The 17,789-nt window shown below is 63.6% G+C and carries 9 protein-coding genes; 6 read left to right on the top strand and 3 right to left on the bottom strand.

Annotation, left to right across the window (positions count from 1 at the left end):
- The first annotated feature begins 114 nt into the window (after positions 1 to 114).
- Positions 115 to 2,148 (top strand): glycosyltransferase, encoded by a 2,034-nt coding sequence (locus AC1C2R_RS01730; protein ID WP_495378726.1) that lies wholly within the window; start codon positions 115 to 117, stop codon positions 2,146 to 2,148.
- On the opposite strand, the gene AC1C2R_RS01725 is transcribed toward AC1C2R_RS01730, so the two are convergent.
- Entirely contained in the window at positions 2,133 to 3,077 is a 945-nt protein-coding gene (locus AC1C2R_RS01725; protein ID WP_495378725.1) for a glycosyltransferase family 2 protein, read from the bottom strand. The two genes, AC1C2R_RS01730 and AC1C2R_RS01725, sit on opposite strands and share 16 nt — an antisense overlap.
- A 100-nt stretch (positions 3,078 to 3,177) precedes the next feature.
- Between AC1C2R_RS01725 and AC1C2R_RS01720 the strand changes: the two genes are divergently transcribed.
- Positions 3,178 to 5,979, top strand: a complete 2,802-nt coding sequence (locus AC1C2R_RS01720; protein WP_495378724.1) for a putative glycosyltransferase family protein — start codon at positions 3,178 to 3,180, stop codon at positions 5,977 to 5,979.
- Between the two features lie 176 nt (positions 5,980 to 6,155).
- Positions 6,156 to 8,027, top strand: coding sequence for a glycosyltransferase family 4 protein (locus AC1C2R_RS01715; RefSeq protein ID WP_495378723.1), 1,872 nt, complete (start codon positions 6,156 to 6,158; stop codon positions 8,025 to 8,027).
- Here AC1C2R_RS01715 and AC1C2R_RS01710 read toward each other — a convergent pair.
- A complete protein-coding gene (locus tag AC1C2R_RS01710; protein ID WP_495378722.1) occupies positions 8,006 to 9,427 on the bottom strand; it encodes a glycosyltransferase in 1,422 nt (473 codons plus the stop codon). The genes AC1C2R_RS01715 and AC1C2R_RS01710 overlap by 22 nt on opposite strands.
- A 35-nt stretch (positions 9,428 to 9,462) precedes the next feature.
- Here AC1C2R_RS01710 and AC1C2R_RS01705 point away from each other — a divergent pair, with 35 nt between their 5' ends.
- From AC1C2R_RS01705 to AC1C2R_RS01695, 3 genes are read left to right on the top strand one after another with little or no spacing between them, the layout of a single operon-like run.
- On the top strand, positions 9,463 to 11,289 hold the full coding sequence (locus AC1C2R_RS01705; protein WP_495378721.1) for a glycosyltransferase family 2 protein: 1,827 nt from the start codon (positions 9,463 to 9,465) through the stop codon (positions 11,287 to 11,289).
- Positions 11,286 to 12,692: a glycosyltransferase family 4 protein gene (locus AC1C2R_RS01700; protein ID WP_495378720.1), complete on the top strand. Its 1,407-nt coding sequence runs from the start codon at positions 11,286 to 11,288 to the stop codon at positions 12,690 to 12,692. Before AC1C2R_RS01705 ends, AC1C2R_RS01700 begins: the two co-directional genes overlap by 4 nt.
- Positions 12,685 to 14,751: a DUF7657 domain-containing protein gene (locus tag AC1C2R_RS01695; RefSeq protein ID WP_495378719.1), complete on the top strand. Its 2,067-nt coding sequence runs from the start codon at positions 12,685 to 12,687 to the stop codon at positions 14,749 to 14,751. Before AC1C2R_RS01700 ends, AC1C2R_RS01695 begins: the two co-directional genes overlap by 8 nt.
- 16 nt (positions 14,752 to 14,767) lie before the next feature.
- Here the strand turns inward: AC1C2R_RS01695 and AC1C2R_RS01690 are convergent, their stop codons facing one another.
- Complete coding sequence (locus tag AC1C2R_RS01690) at positions 14,768 to 17,749, bottom strand: LasA N-terminal domain-containing protein (protein ID WP_495378718.1); 2,982 nt, start codon at positions 17,747 to 17,749, stop codon at positions 14,768 to 14,770.
- Positions 17,750 to 17,789 lie beyond the last annotated feature (40 nt).

Here is a 17,789-nt window from a genome sequence, read left to right as displayed (position 1 = left end):
TTCGTGACGCGAGTGGGACGGCCCACGAGCCCCACATCTGGACCGCAGACGCTTCCCGTTGCCGCGGCACCGCTTGATACGGTTCAGTGAGCGGCGCCCGTCGAAGAAAGACCGATGAAGAAGACCCGCAGACTACTCCAGATCGTCGTCGGAGTACTCGCAGTCGTCCTGTTGGGGTGGACTGTCGTCGCCAACTGGGACTCATTCACCGAGGCGATCCTGCAGATGCGGCCGCTGTGGGTGGCCGCATCTGCACTGAGTATCTTCGTCGGCTTGTACGTCAACATGTTGTCATGGCGTAGCGTCGTGCATTCGTTCGGAGTTCGGATTAGCCGTCGCGATGCGGCACGGGTGTTCTTCACTTCGCAACTCACCAAGTACATCCCCGGCGGCGTTTGGCCAATCATCGTCAGCGCGCGCCTCGGCCGCGCGGCGGGCCTGAAGGCGCGGATGAGCGTCAGCGCGAGCACTGTGGCCTTGCTGATGAGTGTGGCCGTGGGCTCGGTCTACGCAGTTGGAGCGCTCTTCCTAGTTCCGGCAGTGCGGGAGAGATACTCGTGGGCCCCCGTGGTGCTGGTGTCGGCGGGGCTCATCGCGCTATTCCCCCCGGTATTGAATCTCGCAATCAAGGTCGCCATGCGTATCGCCCGCCAGTCGCCCCTTCCGCCCATCAAGATCTGGCCGTTCTCGGCTGCGGTTGCTTGGTCGGTTCTCAGCTGGCTATTACTCGGTCTCGGACTTGCCGCTCTGATCGCCTCCCTGACGGGCATCGACATCCGCGAGGTTGTCCTTGCTGTCTGCAGCTACGCGATCGCATGGGTCGCTGGGTTCGCCACTCTCATTGCTCCCGCTGGAGCTGGCGTGCGTGAAGCCGTGCTCGGAGTTACCCTGGGCACGTTCATGCCGGCGGCGGGAATTCTGAGCATCATCATCGTGCATCGTCTTTTCATGACCTTCGGTGATGCGGCCATGCTGATATTCACGGTCAAGCCGACGCCGAGAACGGCAGAGTCCCGGAAGAGGCGTGTAATCACCACATTCGTCACGCGGAAGTTCCCGCCATCAGTCGGCGGCATGGAGACTCTCGCCGCGAGAACCCACGAGGCCTTGCGCGAACTGGATCCAGACAGCGAACTGGTCGCACTCCGGCGAGGGAACATGCACCTCGTGTGGTGGATCCCGTTGAGCGGCGCACGGCTGGTCTGGCGATGCCTTCGTAGGCGTGACCGTGTCGTGCTGTTCGGTGACGCACTCACATGGACGACGCTCGGCTGGATCACCCAGATGACGCGTGTTCCGTCCCTCACCATGGTCATGGGCCTCGATGTGACTTACACCAATTTGCTCTATCGCACCCTTGTGCGCCCGCAACTTCGTCGTGCTCCGCTCGTGCTCGCCATTAGCGAGGCGACTCGTGACCAGGTACTCGAAGTGGGAGTGGACGAGTCGAGAGTCCGGATAATCGTGCTCGGATTGCCGGCGCCTTCAGCAACGCCGTCCCGTGTCGACGTTCGTGCAGCCGTTTGCGCTGGCATCGGGTTCCCCGATGAAGCGATCATCCTCGTCACGACGGGGCGCCTCGTACCGAGGAAGGGAGTGCTCTGGTTCCTCGAGAACGTCATGCCGCGGCTGAGTGAGCAATTCCACTATGTCGTCATGGGGGACGGACAGGATCGTGACCGGATCAAGGCTGAGATCGACCGGCGAGGCCTCGCGGGACGTGTCCGGTTGCTCGGTCGCGTGAGCGACGGGGAGCGTGCGGGGGTGCTGGCGGCCGGTGATATCTATGTCCAGCCGAATATCGCTGTCCCTGGAGACATGGAAGGTTTCGGTCTCGTTGTGGTCGAATCGAGCCAGGCAGGTCTTTTCACCGTTGCCGCAGACCTCGAAGGTCTGCGGGATGCGGTCCGTGACGGTGTGACCGGGTTGCGCGTCGAGAGCGGCGATTCTGATGCCTGGGTGGATACGCTAGAACGAGTCGGTGCCGATCAGGATCGCTCTGCGACAGCAGTGAGGTTCAGCGTGGCCGCCAAAGACATATACTCGTCGGCCGCGATGGCAGAGGAATTGGCTGCCGCATTCCGCGTCGTGGTGGCAGACTTCAGCGGCGTGAAGGCGAACCCCGGTCCGGATCAGTTCTCGCCGTAGCGTTGCCTCTTGGCGAACTCGAGGGTGTCTTCGGTCAGTGCCCGGTTGATGCGCGTCAGGTCGGCGACGACACCGATCGCGAACGAGAGGAGTGCACCAGTCAGTACGGTGGCCCCGATCAGCAGCGACTGGAAATGGTCCCCTCCCGAATCGAGCGCTGTGAGCACGAGATATCGGACGAAGGGGATGAGCCCGGCGATTGTCAGGAGCGCACCGAGGCCGGCGAAGACCACATACGGGCGATACATCAAATACGCGCGAACGATGGCCGACCCCGACAGGGCCATGTGCTGCCAGATGTTGCTGAACAGACGCGATTCCCGTGTCTTGGGGTTCGTGCTGACCGGCACGCTAACGATCGCTAGACGCTTGTAGCCGGCTTGGATGATGGTCTCCATGGTGTAGCTGAACCTGGTGACCACGTTCAGCCGGATCAGGGCGTATCGCGAGTAGGCGCGGAAGCCGCTGGGTGCGTCGGGGATGTCCGTTCCAGCGGCCTTGTTGACCACCCAACTCCCGACCCTCTGCATCAGCTTCTTGAACGGCGAGAAGTGGTCGACAGTGGCCGTCTGTCTGTCGGCGATCACGATCTCGGCGGCTCCGTCGATGATCGGCCGCACCAGGTCGCCGATTCGATCCTGGGGATACTGGTTGTCACCGTCGGTATTGACGACGATGTCCGCACCATGCGAGAGGGCATAATCCACGCCATCAACGAATGAGCGCGCCAGCCCCATGTTGCGGGTATGTCTGACTATGTGCTCGACACCGTGCAATCGAGCCACGCCCACCGTCCCGTCCGTGGATCCATCGTCGATGACGAGGATCTGGATGTCATCGATCCCGTCGATGCTGGTCGGAATTGACTCGAGCACGCTGGCGAGGGTCTCCTCTTCGTTGAGGCAGGGAATCTGGATGAACAGTCGCATGAGGTCTTTCGTCGTCCGGCGGTGCGTGAACAAGCATATTGGAGGCTCGAAGAGCCGGCGGCCCGCTGCCACGGGTTGGATCGGGCATAATCAATCAGGGATGAGTACGGACGGAGAGCGAGCAGTGGTGATCGCCGACCGTCGACTCCACGCTCGCCGTGTCTCATTAATTGCTGAGATCGTCGGGTGGCTTACCCTAGCGGCGTTCACGATCATAGGCATCGGAACGCCACTCATCGGACAGGGGACGTTCCTGCGCACCGACCAGTTCACGGCGGTCGCCCCGTGGATGTCGGTGCTCCAGGAGCAGACGCCGATGGTGCTACCACTCTTCACCGACACAGTCGACTCGGTCGCACCGCAAACGATGCTCCTCACAGATGCGCTCAAGCAAGGTGGATCGGCGGCATGGAACCCGTACGAGGCGGGTGGCACCGAACTCGGCGGGGTGCCCAACTCCGGTGCGTACTCGCCATTGTCCTTGCCGTGGTGGATCCTGCCGCCCTCGTTCGCCCCGGGGGTCGTCGAGCTCCTGATCATCGTCACCATCACGGTGGGAATGTCACTGTTCCTGCGCCGGCTCGGGGTGAGTCGGGTCGCCTGGCCGGTCGCGAGTCTGGTCTTCGCTTCCAGCGGATTCATGGTCGCGTGGGCGAACTGGCCCCAGACTCGGGTCGCGGCCTTCATCCCTTTGCTTTTCTGGGCTCTGGACCGAGCTGCCGTGCGTGCTCGCGCACGTGATGCGATTCCTATCGCACTCGTTCTTGCGGCGATGTTCCTCGGTGGATTCCCCGCCATCGTGGGCTACGCCCTCTACGCAGGGGGTGCCTATGTGCTCGTCAGGGCGATCGCCGTTCACCACCGTTGGCTCGCCGTCGTGCGCTCCGCAGCGGTGTCGGTGGCGGGCGTGCTCGCAGGCGCCTTCCTGGCCGCGTGGCAGCTCATCCCCTTCGCGCTCAACGCAACCGACGTTCTCGACCTCGGCGTCCGTGCGCAGACGCCGGAGATGCACCTGCCTTGGTGGAACCTTGCTTCCGCGCTCGTTCCAGACATCAACGGCGCTCCCGAGGTCGACCTCTGGCGCGAGGGGCATGTGGTCGAGACGTTCTCGTACATCGGGGGCGTCGCTGTCGTCCTCGCCCTGTTCGCAGTCCTCCTCCTCCCGCGCCGGCGCTTCGGTCGAGGTGCACTTGCGTTCTTCATCTGCGGCATCGCGGTCACGATCGTGCTGGTCTATGTCGGCGGGACCATGCTGGAGAGCGTCCAGACGCTTCCGATCTTCTCCAACAACCACATCGGGCGCCTCCGATCCATGATCGGTTTCTTCGCTGCCATCCTCGCCGGCATGGGGTTCGCGACCATCCTCGATCCGGCTCCGTTCCGCGTGTATCAGCGGCTTCTGTGGCGGAGTCGCCGCGGGATCTTCGCTTTCGTCCTGCGGATCATAATCGTCGGGGTCGTAACCGCGGCGGCAGCGGTCCTCGTGCGCGAGGGTCTCGCCCAGGTGCCAGACCAGTGGCGGGCAGTCCTGGTCCGGCAGATCGAGCTCATCGCCGCCTCCGTCGCCGTCGTCGTGGTTCTCGTCGCGGTCTGGTGGACACTGCGTCACCGATGGTCGTCGGCCCTGATCGCGGCGACTGTCCCGGTCTTCGTGCTCCTCCCGGCGCTTCACATTACGAACGTCTGGTGGGAACCTGCGTCGAATGCGTCTTTCTATCCGGAGACGCCGACGACGGAGTTCCTTGCGGACCAGCTCGGTCAAGATCGCCTCGCGACGGTCGATCTCGCGTTGCTGCCCGGCGCCAACACCGCGTACGGCCTACGTTCTCTGGGCGGTCACGCATTCCAGACCGTCGAGTGGAGGCAGCTTCTCGAAGCGGCGGACCCCAACGCGTATTCCACCATCACGAACTCGACACTGAGATCCGCCAACCTCGCCTCGAGTATCCAGTCCGGAGTGCTCGAGCGGCTGGGAGTGAAATACGTGGTTGCTGCACCGGAATCGCCAGTGCTCGGAACGCCCGAGGCTGCGCCTGCGACGACGCGCGAGGTGGCCGTCGAGCCAGGGGATCCCGTGTCGTCGGGCACGTATTCCGGGCCGGTCCGCGCGATCGGATTCGAGATGCTCTCCACCTTCACCGCGGTGGACGGTATCGAGGTCACCGTCGACATCACGCCGGAAGACGGAGGCGTGCCGCTGGCTACCACACGCTCCTGGTTCCCACGATATCCGGGCGGATGGAACATCGCCGTGGCTGGGGACGCGATCCCCGACGGCCAGCGATGGACGGCTGCGATCACCATGACTGGTGCAGACGGACCCATCACCTTCGCCGGCGCCACCGAGGGCGCCATCGAGATCTCACTTGTGCGGCCGGCTTCCGATGGACTAGCAATCGTCCACACCGGTGACTCGACGATCTATGAGCGTGAAGAGGTGCTCTCCCGGGTGCGCTGGGCTTCGGAGAGCATCCTCATCGAGGACGGCGAAGCGCGCGTTGAGGCGATCACCGACGGGCAGGTTCCCGCTGAAACCGTGATATTGGAGCGTTCCGGTGACATGCAGGAAACCATGAGCGGTTCCATCGCGGATGTCACGGCGGAGGAGCGATCGCTCGCTGAAACTGCGTACTCCATCGACGCGACCGGTGACGGGTGGCTCCTCGTCGAGGATTCGTTCCGCAGACGGGGATGGACGGCGACGATCGACGGCGTGCCAACCGACCTGGTCGACGCAGATCATGCAGCCGCGGCCGTTCACGTATCGGCCGGTCGGCACATCGTGGTAATCACCTTCACCACGCCCGGGGCGACCTCGGGGATCGCCGTCAGCGTGGGGTCTGCCGCGGCCATTCTGGTCTTCCTCGTCGTGACGTACGTGGTCCGTCGCCGACGGCGATGACCCCAGTTGCTGTTGCCCTCAGCCAAGCCGTACCGATCGCTGCATCTACAATCGATGAGGGCAAGGCTGCCGCGGCCCCGATGGTGGTCGCCTTGAACGAATGGAGTTACGCAGTGTTGAAGCGGATCTTACGGGTTGCAGGGCGAACAGTGGCGCGAGGTGCCGAGGCGATCTCGGTGGCGAGCGCAGAGGTCGCCGACCGGATTCGCACCGGCTCTCCGCGTGGCGCGCCACAGACTCGCGACGGGGACGGCGTTGGCAACGGCGCGACGTTCGCGAACGCGGTCACCACTAATCTCGACGAGCAAACGGCGCGCATCTGGCATGCGCGGCATCCGCGGCCAATGGTGATCGTGCTCCTCGGTGAGACCCAGACTGATTTGACGGCCTGGATGGCCCGCTTGCATCCGTGGTTGCGTGCCCACTTTCTCGTCTCGCCTGCGCAGTCCGCAAGGCTCGGTGGAGTCGATCCCGTCCTCTATACCGAGTGCGATTTTATTTCGGATCGAGCAGGCACGGACCTCGGCGATATCCTCGAGTGGATCCAGCGATTCTGGAGACGATGCGACGTGGCGATCCTCGACCTCCATGAGCAACCGGTGGAGGGAGAGAAACTGGTGCGGCTCCAGCATGCCGCACACGAGTACCATCTCGACCACGAGATCGGCTTCGTTACGCCCGGCTACGAGAGGGATGGATCGCCTGTCGCCGGTTTCGACTTCGACCGCGGAGTCATCCGATGGGCACCCGTGACTGGGGCGACGCTGGACATCGGCCAGAATGACGTCCCGCGTTACGTGCTCGCGGCCGGGGCGCATGGGTTCTACGCCACGGCACGGGCGATCGATTCGGTCGATCTGGCTGCGACGGACATCGTGGGGCTCTCGCTCGACGATCAGATCGCTACATGGGTCATGCGTGGCTGGCAGGCGAATGTGCGGACGCTCTGCTTCCCCGAAGTCCGCCTGGCGGTCACCGACGTCACCGTCCCAGCGCTCAGCGACCAGCAGCGGACTTGGTTGTTGAGCAGAACCGTCAACGGCGCAGATGGGCGCAGGAGAATCATCTTCGTGCTTCCGGCGACGTCGGTCAGTGGGGGCATCCGGGCAGTATTCGAGGTATCGAACGGTCTCGCCGCGCGAGGATTCGATGTGGAGATCTGGTCGAATCAGGGCGCTCCGACATGGTTCGACCTGCAAGTTCCCGTACGCACCTACCGGGGCCTGGACGACCTGCTCCAAGCGCTCCGGAAGGAAGACGCTGTCAAGGTTGCGACTTGGTGGGAGACGGCGGAGATCGTGTGGCTCGCCACCGCCAATCATGGAATCCCCGTCAACTTCGTCCAGGAATTCGAGACCTGGTTCTATCCTGACGATGCTGTTGCGCGATCCGTCGTCGCTGCAAGCTATCGCCGCGAATTCCATACGCTGACAGAGGCCCGATACCAGGTCGAGGAACTGGCATCCGTGAACGTTGCGGCCACGCTCATCCCGCACGGGTTCAATCCCGAAGTGTTTCACGTCCTCCCAGAGGTCGAACGCCACAGCGACGCCGTTCTCGCGGTCGGCCGTTCCTTCTTCCAGAAGAACTTCGCCATGACCTTACGTGCCTGGAGATCGCTTGGGGAACACAGACCCCGGCTCCTGCTGTTCGGCACGGAACCGGACATCATCGATGATGAGCGCGCGGAATATATCGAACGTCCGAAAGACGAGGTGGTCAACGAGTTGTACAACACGGGCACCGTGTTCGTGCAGACCTCCCGTCACGAGGGATACTGCCTCCCCATTCTCGAGGCCATGGCAGCCGGATGCCCCGTCATCACCACGGATTCCCACGGCAATCGGGACTTCTGCAAAGATGGCGAGAACTGCATCATGGTCGGGCAGGACGACTCGGACGCCCTCGCTGTCGCGATGGAGGGACTCTTGGCGGATCCGGTCGAGCAGGAACGACTACGCCGTGCCGGACTTGCGACGGCAGCACGTTACTCCTGGCCGTTGGTCCTGGACCGTGTCCAGACGTTCTACGAGTCCCTCTCCCGCTGAGCAAGACGGCGCGCCCGCCGGTAGAGGCGGCCGAGTGCGGTCGCGGACAGACGTGCTCTCAGTGACGCTTTCGGTACAGGATTCGAGTGAGGTTCTGGCGCGAGTGCCGGGATCGGCTCCTCCGAGGGAACTGGTGGGAGCACACGTGCCGTGAGGGCGGCGCCCCCTGTCGTCACGATCTCCACGAGGGGCCGGGTTGTCTCGTGCCAACGCCACTCGTCGCGAATCTGTGCGACGTTCTCGACGAATCGCGCTCTTCTCTCCGGGTGTTCCAGCAGATCGGCGATGGCACCCGTCATCGCAGGCAGGTTGCCGCAAGGCACGACCAACCCGAGCTCGTTCTTCTCGATGTATTCCGCGAACCAGTCTCCGGCAGTCACGATGCTCGGAAGCGTGGCCCAGAAATGGTCGAGGATGCGTGTGCGGAAGGCGTACCGTGTCTCGAAGGACTCGAGGTGCGCTGAGAGTGCGATATCCGCGTCGAGCAGGTAGTCGGCGCGGTCGGCAGCAGGGATCCAATCGTCGATGAAGTGCACGCCGCTATCGAGCACTCCGAGCTCGCTCGCGAGGCTCCTGGCTCGGTCGACGGCTTTCGGTCGGCCGATCGTGGCGTTCGGATGCACCGTGCCGTAGAAGACCAGCTTCAACTCGGGGTGATCGGCGCGCAGTGCCGCGACGGCGCGGATCGGGGTTTCGGCGTCGAACCAGTCCCAGATGCCGCCAGCCCAGACGATGACGACGTCATCGTCGCCGATGCCTCGGGTTCCGCGGATCCCGTGCGTGCGCTGTACCGGCTCGTCGTTCTCCGCCCCGAACGGGACGAGCCCGATGATCTGGTCAGCCGAGCGCCCGCGCAGTTCACTCGGCTTCAGCGCGCCTGAAGCGGTCATGAAACCCAGCCAGAAGTCGCGCTGTCGTTCGTTCGAGGTCACGAAGTAGCTGCCGGCGAGGAGGCAGAATCGGAAATACTCGACCACATCGCCGAACCGATCGTCTTTCTCCGGCTGGGTGTCGAACCCACTGATCTTCTCGGCACCGATCGCCTCAGCAGGCAGGGCGTTGTAGAGATCGAAGATGAACCGTGTGCCGTTCTCGATCCCGGCACGCACGGCGCTCGTGTCCACGAACTGTCCGTAGACGACATCGGCCTTCGCGATGAGATCCGTCAACTCGTCGATCGTTGAATACTCGACCACGACGACGGCGTCCTCGCCGAAGTCGACGGTACTGCTCCCAGCGACGCCGACTGCGAATACGACAGGCGTGTGCCGAGACAATTCCCTCGCGATCGCCACGAATCGGAGGCCTGGCCCCGCCATCCGTGGGCCGACGACGTCAGGGGCGACGACGAGCACCTGGCTTTCGACCCGTCCGATCAGCCCGCTCTGGCTCTGTACCATTGACTGCATACTCTCCCGTGTTTGGATGCCTGAAGATGAATCGAAATCTCCCGCTTGCTCTGGCGCGCCGCGTCTATGCGAAGCTTCCTGAACGGCTGCGGGGTGCAGCTCGCGCGATAGGGTCCGGGCCACTCTATTCTGTCAACACCCACGGCCTGCGCGCGAACCAGCGGATGCAGGAGTGGATGGTGCAAAATGGCCGTCCGGTGAGCATCGTCATCCCCAGCTACAACGACCTTCCCCTCCTCGTGAAGGCGCTCGAGAGCGTCGCTGAGACCTGCGAGCACATCGAGCACGAGATCATCATCGTCGACGATTACGTACAGGCCGAGAACAGCGAGAAGCTGCTCGCGCTGCAGTCCGATCGAGTCCGCGTGGTACTCAAGGAAGAGCGCCTCGGGTTCGCCGGAACCGTTAACGTCGGAATGTCGCAGGCCAAGCACGACATCGTGCTGCTGAACAGCGATATTGTCGCGCAACCGGGATGGCTCGACGCATTGCAGTACAGCGCCTACGCAATCGACGATCACATCGGGATGGTGAGTCCGAAACTCGTCTACCCCGACGGCCGCATCCAATACGGGGGCACCTACTACGCGCGCGTCCTCGCTCCGCAATGGTTCGGACACCTGAATGTGGGAGCCGCTGCCACGAAGCCTTCAGCGAATGTGCCGGGCTATAACCGCTCGATCTCTGGCGCCTGCGTCTATATCACACGCGACGCATTCAATCGGGTCGGCTTCCTCGACGACGAGTACTGGTTGGGCTTCGAGGACGTCGATTACGGTCTGCAGGCTTGGGAAGCCGGAGTGCGTTGCTACTACCAGCCCGATGCCTTGCTCATCCATCACGAGTCTGCGAGCCGTGGTTACAGTCAGGGCAAGCGCGAGCTGGCCTCGATGCGCAAGTTCTGGGCGCGCTGGGACTCGCTGTTCATGACTCGGTCCGTCCCGGAGCCATTCAGTGTCGACATCGTCCTTGGTGCGCAGACCGTCGGCCTCTGGGCCGCCTATCTCGAGCACCTAGCGCAGGAGCTCGTCGCTCTCGGTATCGACGTTCGATCACACAGAGCCGAGGGCGATGCCCCGCATGAGGAGCTGATCGAACGCCTCGATCGTACGGCGTCAGTCGTGGTGGCTGCCGACTGGTCGGTTGCGGCCACGGTCTGGATCTCGACGCTCCACTCCGGCAAGCCCGTCTACCTGCTGCCGACCGTCGAGAGCGGTCGCTTCCCGACCGATCCGGTACGACAGGCCACGGTCATTGCAGGCTACCGCCCGGAGTTCGACTACATCGCCCCGAACCGGTGGGCGCAGCACCAGCTGCAGGCGGAGGCCGCATGGGAGGTGCGCTCCCGTGTCGCGCCATCGCTGCCGCCGGCGCCCATTAGCACCGATCGACCGGAAGAAGCGCTCATCGTGAGCTACGGCGCAGATGAGCCGACGCGGGCACGTATCGATGGCGTAGCGGCCGGTCTCGGTGCCCAGACTGAGCACCACGAATCGGTGCCTGTCGATGCAGAGGCCCTCGACGAGCTTCGTGCCCGGGAACCGCGAGCGGTCATCTCATTCACGGAGCCCGAGAACAGCTTGGTACCCTTGGCGTTGATGTCGATCGGCGCCGTCTACCTCTCGTCTCCAGACCCGCGCACGAACTGGGAAGTGCTCGACGGCTACAACTCCCTTCTGTTTCCGCGTGGCGATCTTGACAGCCTTGAGCGACTGCTCACCGACGCCGTTGAAGATGACTCCGTCTGGAGCGAGTTGAGACGCAACGGTCATGCGACGGCAGCGCGACTCGCGGCAGTCGCGCCCGTCGAGTTCGCGCGGGCACTCGGTTCTGCAGCGCTGGTGAATTCGTGACGGCGCCTGACGGTTCGTCCCTCGAGAGCCGGGTACTCGTCATCACCGGCGATCCGATCGGCGAGAAGATGGCCGGCCCGGCGATCCGTGCGTGGCATATCGCCGAGGCGCTCGCAGCCGAACATACCGTCCGGGTACTGAGCATGACCGGCGTCTCGACTTCGAGCGATTCATTCGAGATTGCGATGATCTCGCACCATCAGCCCTCATCGGTCGACGTGCATGAGGACTGGGCGGATGTCATCCTGGTGCAGGGCCACGCGCTCGCACTATTCCCAGCTCTCGCCAAGACCTCGAAGGTCCTCATCGTCGACATCTACGATCCGATGCACCTCGAGCAGCTGGAACAAGGCCGCGAACTGGCGCCAGAGGTCTGGGAGTCGCAGGTGTGGGACGCCACCGCGTCGTTGAATCACCAGTTGTACCTTGGCGACTACTTTATCTGCGCCAGCCCACTCCAACGACACTTCTGGCTCGGACAACTTGCGGCGGTCGGTCGGGTGAATCCATCCACCTACTCGCAGGACAACGATCTCGAGAGGTTGATCGGGATCGCACCGTTCGGTATCTCCGAGTCCAACCCCGTGCCGACTCGCCATGCCATCCGTGGAGTGATTCCGGGCATCGGCGAACACGACAAGATCGTCATCTGGGCGGGCGGAATCTACAACTGGTTCGACCCCGAGACGCTGGTTCGTGCGATCCGAGAACTGGCGGACCGGCATGACGATGTGCGACTGTTCTTTCTGGGAGTGCGGCATCCGAATCCGGATGTGCCTGAGATGGACGTCGTGGCACGCACACGGGCACTTTCGGCGGAGCTCGGGCTCACGGACAAGCACGTGTTCTTCAATGAGGCTTGGGTCGATTTCGACGATCGTGTCAACTATCTTCTCGACGCCGATCTCGGTGTGTCGACCCATTTTCAGCATGTGGAGACGAGCTACTCGTTCCGAACCCGCATCCTCGACTACCTCTGGGCCGGTCTGCCCATCGTGACGACCGATGGCGATGCGTTCGCGTCCCTCACTCGAGATCGGACACTCGGCCGGGTCGTTGTCGAGCGTGATGAGACCGCACTCGCTGGGGCCATGGAGGCGATGCTCTACGACCAGGCCGAAGGCGACATCGCTCGGGCGAACGTGGCCGTCGAGCGGGAATCCTTCCGTTGGTCGCGCACGCTTGCTCCGTTGGTGGAGTTCTGCCGTGCGCCATCTCACGCCGCAGATCGTGAAGCCGGGCGAAGCGAACTCGATCAGATCCGGTTGCCGCTTCCGGTCGGAGGGGTCTCCGGTCGAACGGGGTGGCGTCGCGATCTGTCTCGTGCTGCGCACTACCTTCGCACGGGAGGCCCCCGCGTCGTCGTCGAGAAGATCGTCGTCCGATTAGGACGTCATGGTTGATCGCCGACCGGGACATAGCGGAGTCGGGGCAGACGAACAACCGATTAGCGCTCGAGGCGGAACTCGTTGGGCGCGTGCGCGCAACGGTTACCGTGACTGGGTCGAACCGAGACCCGATGGACTGCCCAGAATGCGGGTTCTGCTCGGATTCCCGGCCTTGCTCCTGGTCCTTGGGGTCCTTCTGGTCGGCTTCGCAATAAACGGTTCGTCCTCAGGCGCATTCCATTCATCGCTGAGCGCGAGCGCCGACCCCAACTTGCTCGTGGGCAACCCCGAGATGATCCGTACCGACGAGTGGTACGTGCAGACCGTGTGGGCGATCACGCAGGCCCAACAAGGCTTACCCGTCGTGAACGAGACGTTCCCCGGCGGCATGGACACGACCCTTCCGCAGGATCTCCCTCGCGCGGACTGGTCGGTCGCGTTTCGCCCGCACCTCCTCGGATTCTTCGGGATGGACGTCGATCACGCACTCACCCTGAAATGGTGGTTGCCGGCCCTGAGCCTGCTGGCCGCCGCCTACTGCTTCACTGTGACCGTGCTCCCGCGACGACCGATCATCGCCACCGCGATGGCCGTAGCGTTCTACTTCAGTCCCTTCTTCCAGTGGTGGTTCCTGCAGACCACGTGGTGGCCTGTGGTCTGGGGATTCGCCACGATGTCGGCCATCGTCTGGGCGATCAAGGCCCGCACTCGGCCGGCGCCGATCGTGTGGGGTGTGGTGGTGGCGTACCTGACTGTGGTGATGGCGATGGGCATCTATGTGCCCTTCATCGTGCCGGTGGCTCTCGTCGTGGCGTTTTTCGCGATCGGAGCCGTGCTCGAGGCACGCAGCACTGGCGTGCGGTTCTGGCGCGCGGTGCTCGGCCTGTGGCCGATCGCCGCGGCCGGAGCCGCAGCAGGAGCCGTGGTCGGCATCTGGCTCGTCACGAAGTCGCGCACGGTCGCCGAGTTCCTCGGCACTGCGTATCCGGGCGAGCGCCTGCAGACGACCGGGGACGGCGATCTCACGGCCCTCGCTTCCGCTGTCTCTTCATCGTTCACGCAGTCGCTGAAGGCAGGAGGATTCCTCGGCCTCAATTCCTCGGAGGCGTCCACGTTTTTCTTCGCGGGGGCATTCCTTATCCCGGTCGTGGCGTGGCTGGCCGTTCGGCGCACTGCCGCGACCCGGATGCCATGGGTGGCGATCTCCGCCTCCGCGGTGATGCTCGTCTTCGTCGCGTTCATCTTCGTTCCCGGCTGGGATGCGATCGCCCACATCCTGTTCCTCGATCGGACGCTTCCTGGCAGGGTCCGAATCGGCGTCGGCCTCGCCTCGTTCGTCGTCGTCGTCTACGTGATCCGAGACCTCCACCGTGGACACCGGCCCGGGAGGGCACTCAGCGTCCTTATCGCGGTCGCCTTCCTCGTGTCGCAGATTGCCATCGCGGTCGCGGTGCTTCGGGAATCGCCGACCGGTCTCGATGCTTCTCGGCACTGGTGGATCTTCGCACTCGCGAGCGCTACGGTGCTGTATCTGCTGGCTCGTGCGATGCCGCGAACCGGGGTCGTGATCTTCACCATCGTTGCCATCGCGAGCTCGGTGACCGTGAACCCCGTCTACCGTGGGGTGCTCGACCTACGGGAGACGGATGCGGCCCGAGCCATCATGCGGCTGGACTCGGGGGTGAGCGGTGACTCGAGGTGGGTCGGAATCGGGGGCCGCCTGACGACGGGAATGCTCTTGGAATCCGGGGTTGAGGCCTTCAACGGATTCCAGGGCGCGCCGTCGCCCGAGATGTGGGATGAGATCGATCCCAGCGGAGCCTACGAGTTCCAGTGGAATCGCTTGGCCGGGGTTAGCTGGGCGCTCGGGGAAGGTGAGCCGACGGTATCCAACCCGGCACCCGATCAGATCATCGCGACGTTCGACGCGTGCTCGAACTTCTCCCAGCGGAACGTCGACTTCGTATTCACCGACGGCAGCGTCGAACCGGTATCACCTTGCCTGAGCCGAGTCGAGACATTCCCGGTCGCTGAGGGCGATCTCACGATCTGGAAGGTGACGCCGGCGCCGTGATGGGCGCCCGACGATTTCACGGGAGGTCGGTTCCGGACGGCAGTAGCGAGAGGCTGTATGGCGACACGGTGATCAGGGACGCCATGCTACCCCCGAGCGACGCGAGCCGTCCCATCGAGCCGATGTGGCGCTTCATTCCCTTCTCGACGTAAAAGATGTTCCCTGAGGGGTCGATAAGGAATCGAGTGAGAGCGCGGCTAGCCTTCGGAAGTGCGGTACATGTCGCCTGGTCTACGGCCTGGTACGGGCCCGGGTAGTCGGGAGCGAGAGTCGTGTCTACTGGATACAGAGCGCCACCGAGTCCGATCATCGGAGTTGCGCCGCACTGCAGCATCGTCGTCAGACTCCCCGATGCGACGAGCGTCGCGGTCGTCCCGTTCGGAACGACACTCACACTCCCGGCGCCAATGGCCGCCGTGATGCTCAGTGTGCCGACATAGAGCCGCTTGCCGGTTCCATCCACAAGCGAGACCTGAGGCGCGCTCGCATCGCGGATGACGGCTCCTGGTGCGACGACTGCAGGCCCGTTGGTGAAGCCGGCCAGCGTCGATCCGCTGACCGTATAGATCGTCCGATTGGCGACTGTGGAAGCCGCGAATTGGTAGTCGTTCCAAGTCGGAAGGAAACGTGCCGTCGTTCCCTGGAGCATGTAGACCGGCGATGTACCCGCCACTCTCACGAAGGACGGAACCACTGCAGGGTCGCTGGACACTACAGGCGGGCCGACGGGAACGGACGCGAGCAGCTGGGCGTCTGCGGGCAGGACTGTGCCAGAGCCGAGCGCGGCGAGGATCGTCGGGGAGAGGACATGCCGCCTCGAGCCGCCGTCGACGTAGTAAACGGTTCCAGCGGCACTCCTGATGAAACGGTCGACGGCTGTCGACGACCGGACGAGACCCGCGCAGGCTGCTTGGCCCAATGCCGAGCTGCTGGTGAAGCCGTAGCGGGTCTTCATCGGCGCGCTGAGCGGGTAAAGCGTGCCTCCGATCGAGAGGCTGTCGCCGTTCGAGCACGTGACGACGTTGGTCATGGCGCTCCCGGCAGAGAGCGTGGCGAGCATCGCAGTCGGAATCACCCGCACCGGCTTGTGAGAGAGGGCATTCAGCAGATCGGGTGTCGTGATCGGACGCAGGATCGTCCCGTCGACGAGGCTCACTCGTGCTGCATCGGGACTCTTCACCATGTATCCGGATGCGAGGACGACGACCCCGTTCTTCAGCGCAGACAAGACTGGAGTCGCGACTGCCAGAATCGTCGGGTTCTTCAACGATCCGGAGATGGAGAGATAATCCTCGGCACCTGGGATCGCCCGTCGCTCAGCGCCCTGAACGAGGTAGGCCTGGTTCGACTCGGCCGTACGCAGCACTGCCGGGCTGTAGACGACGTCCGACGAGACCGGAATTCGGTCGAGCACGGCCTTTGGAAGGGTCTGGATCGCCAGCCCGAGCGTAACGCCCGTGTCCGTTTTCATGCGTCCGCTCGGGGTCAGAACGTATTGCGTTCCGCCCGTGTCCGCGACCAGGCCAGAGATCGCTGCGCGAACGGGCAGGAGATCGAAGCTCTCTGCCAGCAGTCGTGCGGATCCGAGCCGTGACAGCGACGACGTCGAGTAGAGGGAAGCACTGACAGGCGAGACCGCCGAGGAGTACCACAGGCCGTACGATGCTGACGTCCCGCGCTGCGCAAGGACGTTGTCACGCATGATTGGCACACCGACCGAGAGGCCCACAACCGCCGCAACGCTGAGCGCCGTGTGGCCTTCGGTGAAGCCGGCCGCGGTGAGAGCTTGGGCGTCGATCGCTTGCGAACGCTTGGCTCCAGCGATGTGGTACAGAACGCCATCAGCGGTGCGCACGTTCGAAGTGAGATCGCCCCGCGACTGCAACTTGTCGATCTGACTCGCGGTGAGCGTAATGGAGTCAGGGCAGTTGAGGCCGAAAGCGGCGACTCGATTGCAGGTGTCGAAGTGGTATTTACCGCCGTTGTCAACGAGGTACAGGCGCCCGTCGGGGCCTCCCATAAAGCGGGTGAGTGCTTTGCCGGTCGCCAGCGCGTCGAGGTAGGACTGCGGCACGATTCCCACCGTGCCGAGTGGCGACAGGTTGGTGAAGAGCTCGTAGCTGTTGATCGGATGCTTCACAGTCCCGACGACGAGGTAGACCGTCGGAGAGGCCGCAGTGCGCACGAGGTTGTCCCCATACTGTGTCGAGCCGAACCAATCGTTGAAGATCCTCCAGAAGTTCCGGTTTCCGTAAGCGGAACAGGCGTCCCCGGTTCCGTACAGGTTGCTGAGCGCTGCCGTGTTCGGTCGATACGGCGTGTAGAGGTAGAGGCCCGCCGTGGCCTGGTTCTCGATGTACACGGTCGAGGCCCCGCAGGCGGAGTTGGGGTGCCACTTGATGACATTGTTCCGGCCGGCCTGATACGCACGAATCGAAGGGTTGTAGCGGTATTTCTTGAATTGCCAGGCGGCGTTGTACACCTGGTTGAAGAATCCGTTGTACGCCGCGTCGCAGTTGGATGTGTCGGGGCAGGCATAACCCGTGGCCTTCCGATATTGCTCACTTGACGGCCAGGAGTCGGACACGAGGCCCTGCTCCTTCTCCAGAAGCACGATGAGGCTCTGCGGGTTGATGCCGCAAGCGACGGCCACAGAGAAGATGATCGACGCGGCGGATTGGTTTGTCTGTCCGGCGTATGCAGAGCACCCCTCGGTCTTCGCCGACTGCGAGGTAGTCGACTGGGTGTAGTTCTTCAGGCAGGTGTAGCCGGCTCGGCAGTTAGGCACCCGCGCATTGAGGAAGTTCTGGACGTCGGCCGCGGACATCGAGCCAGAGTTGTAGAACACCGCGTCGCTGATGATGTTGCCCGCATTGAACTGCGAACCCACGACGGCCTCGGCGGGCTCAGCGTCCTGGCTCAACGACAGGCCGACGAGAAGCGACGAGATCAGTGCGACGCATAGCGTCAAGACCGGGAGGCGAGGTCGCAGTGACATTCTGGGAAGTCCTTCCTCCGATGACCTTCTCCCACGTTAC

The sequence above is a fragment of the Agromyces sp. Y182 genome (assembly GCF_059445385.1).
The sequence above is the reverse complement of the archived record's forward strand: the minus strand, read 5'-3'. Positions and strand labels throughout refer to the sequence as shown.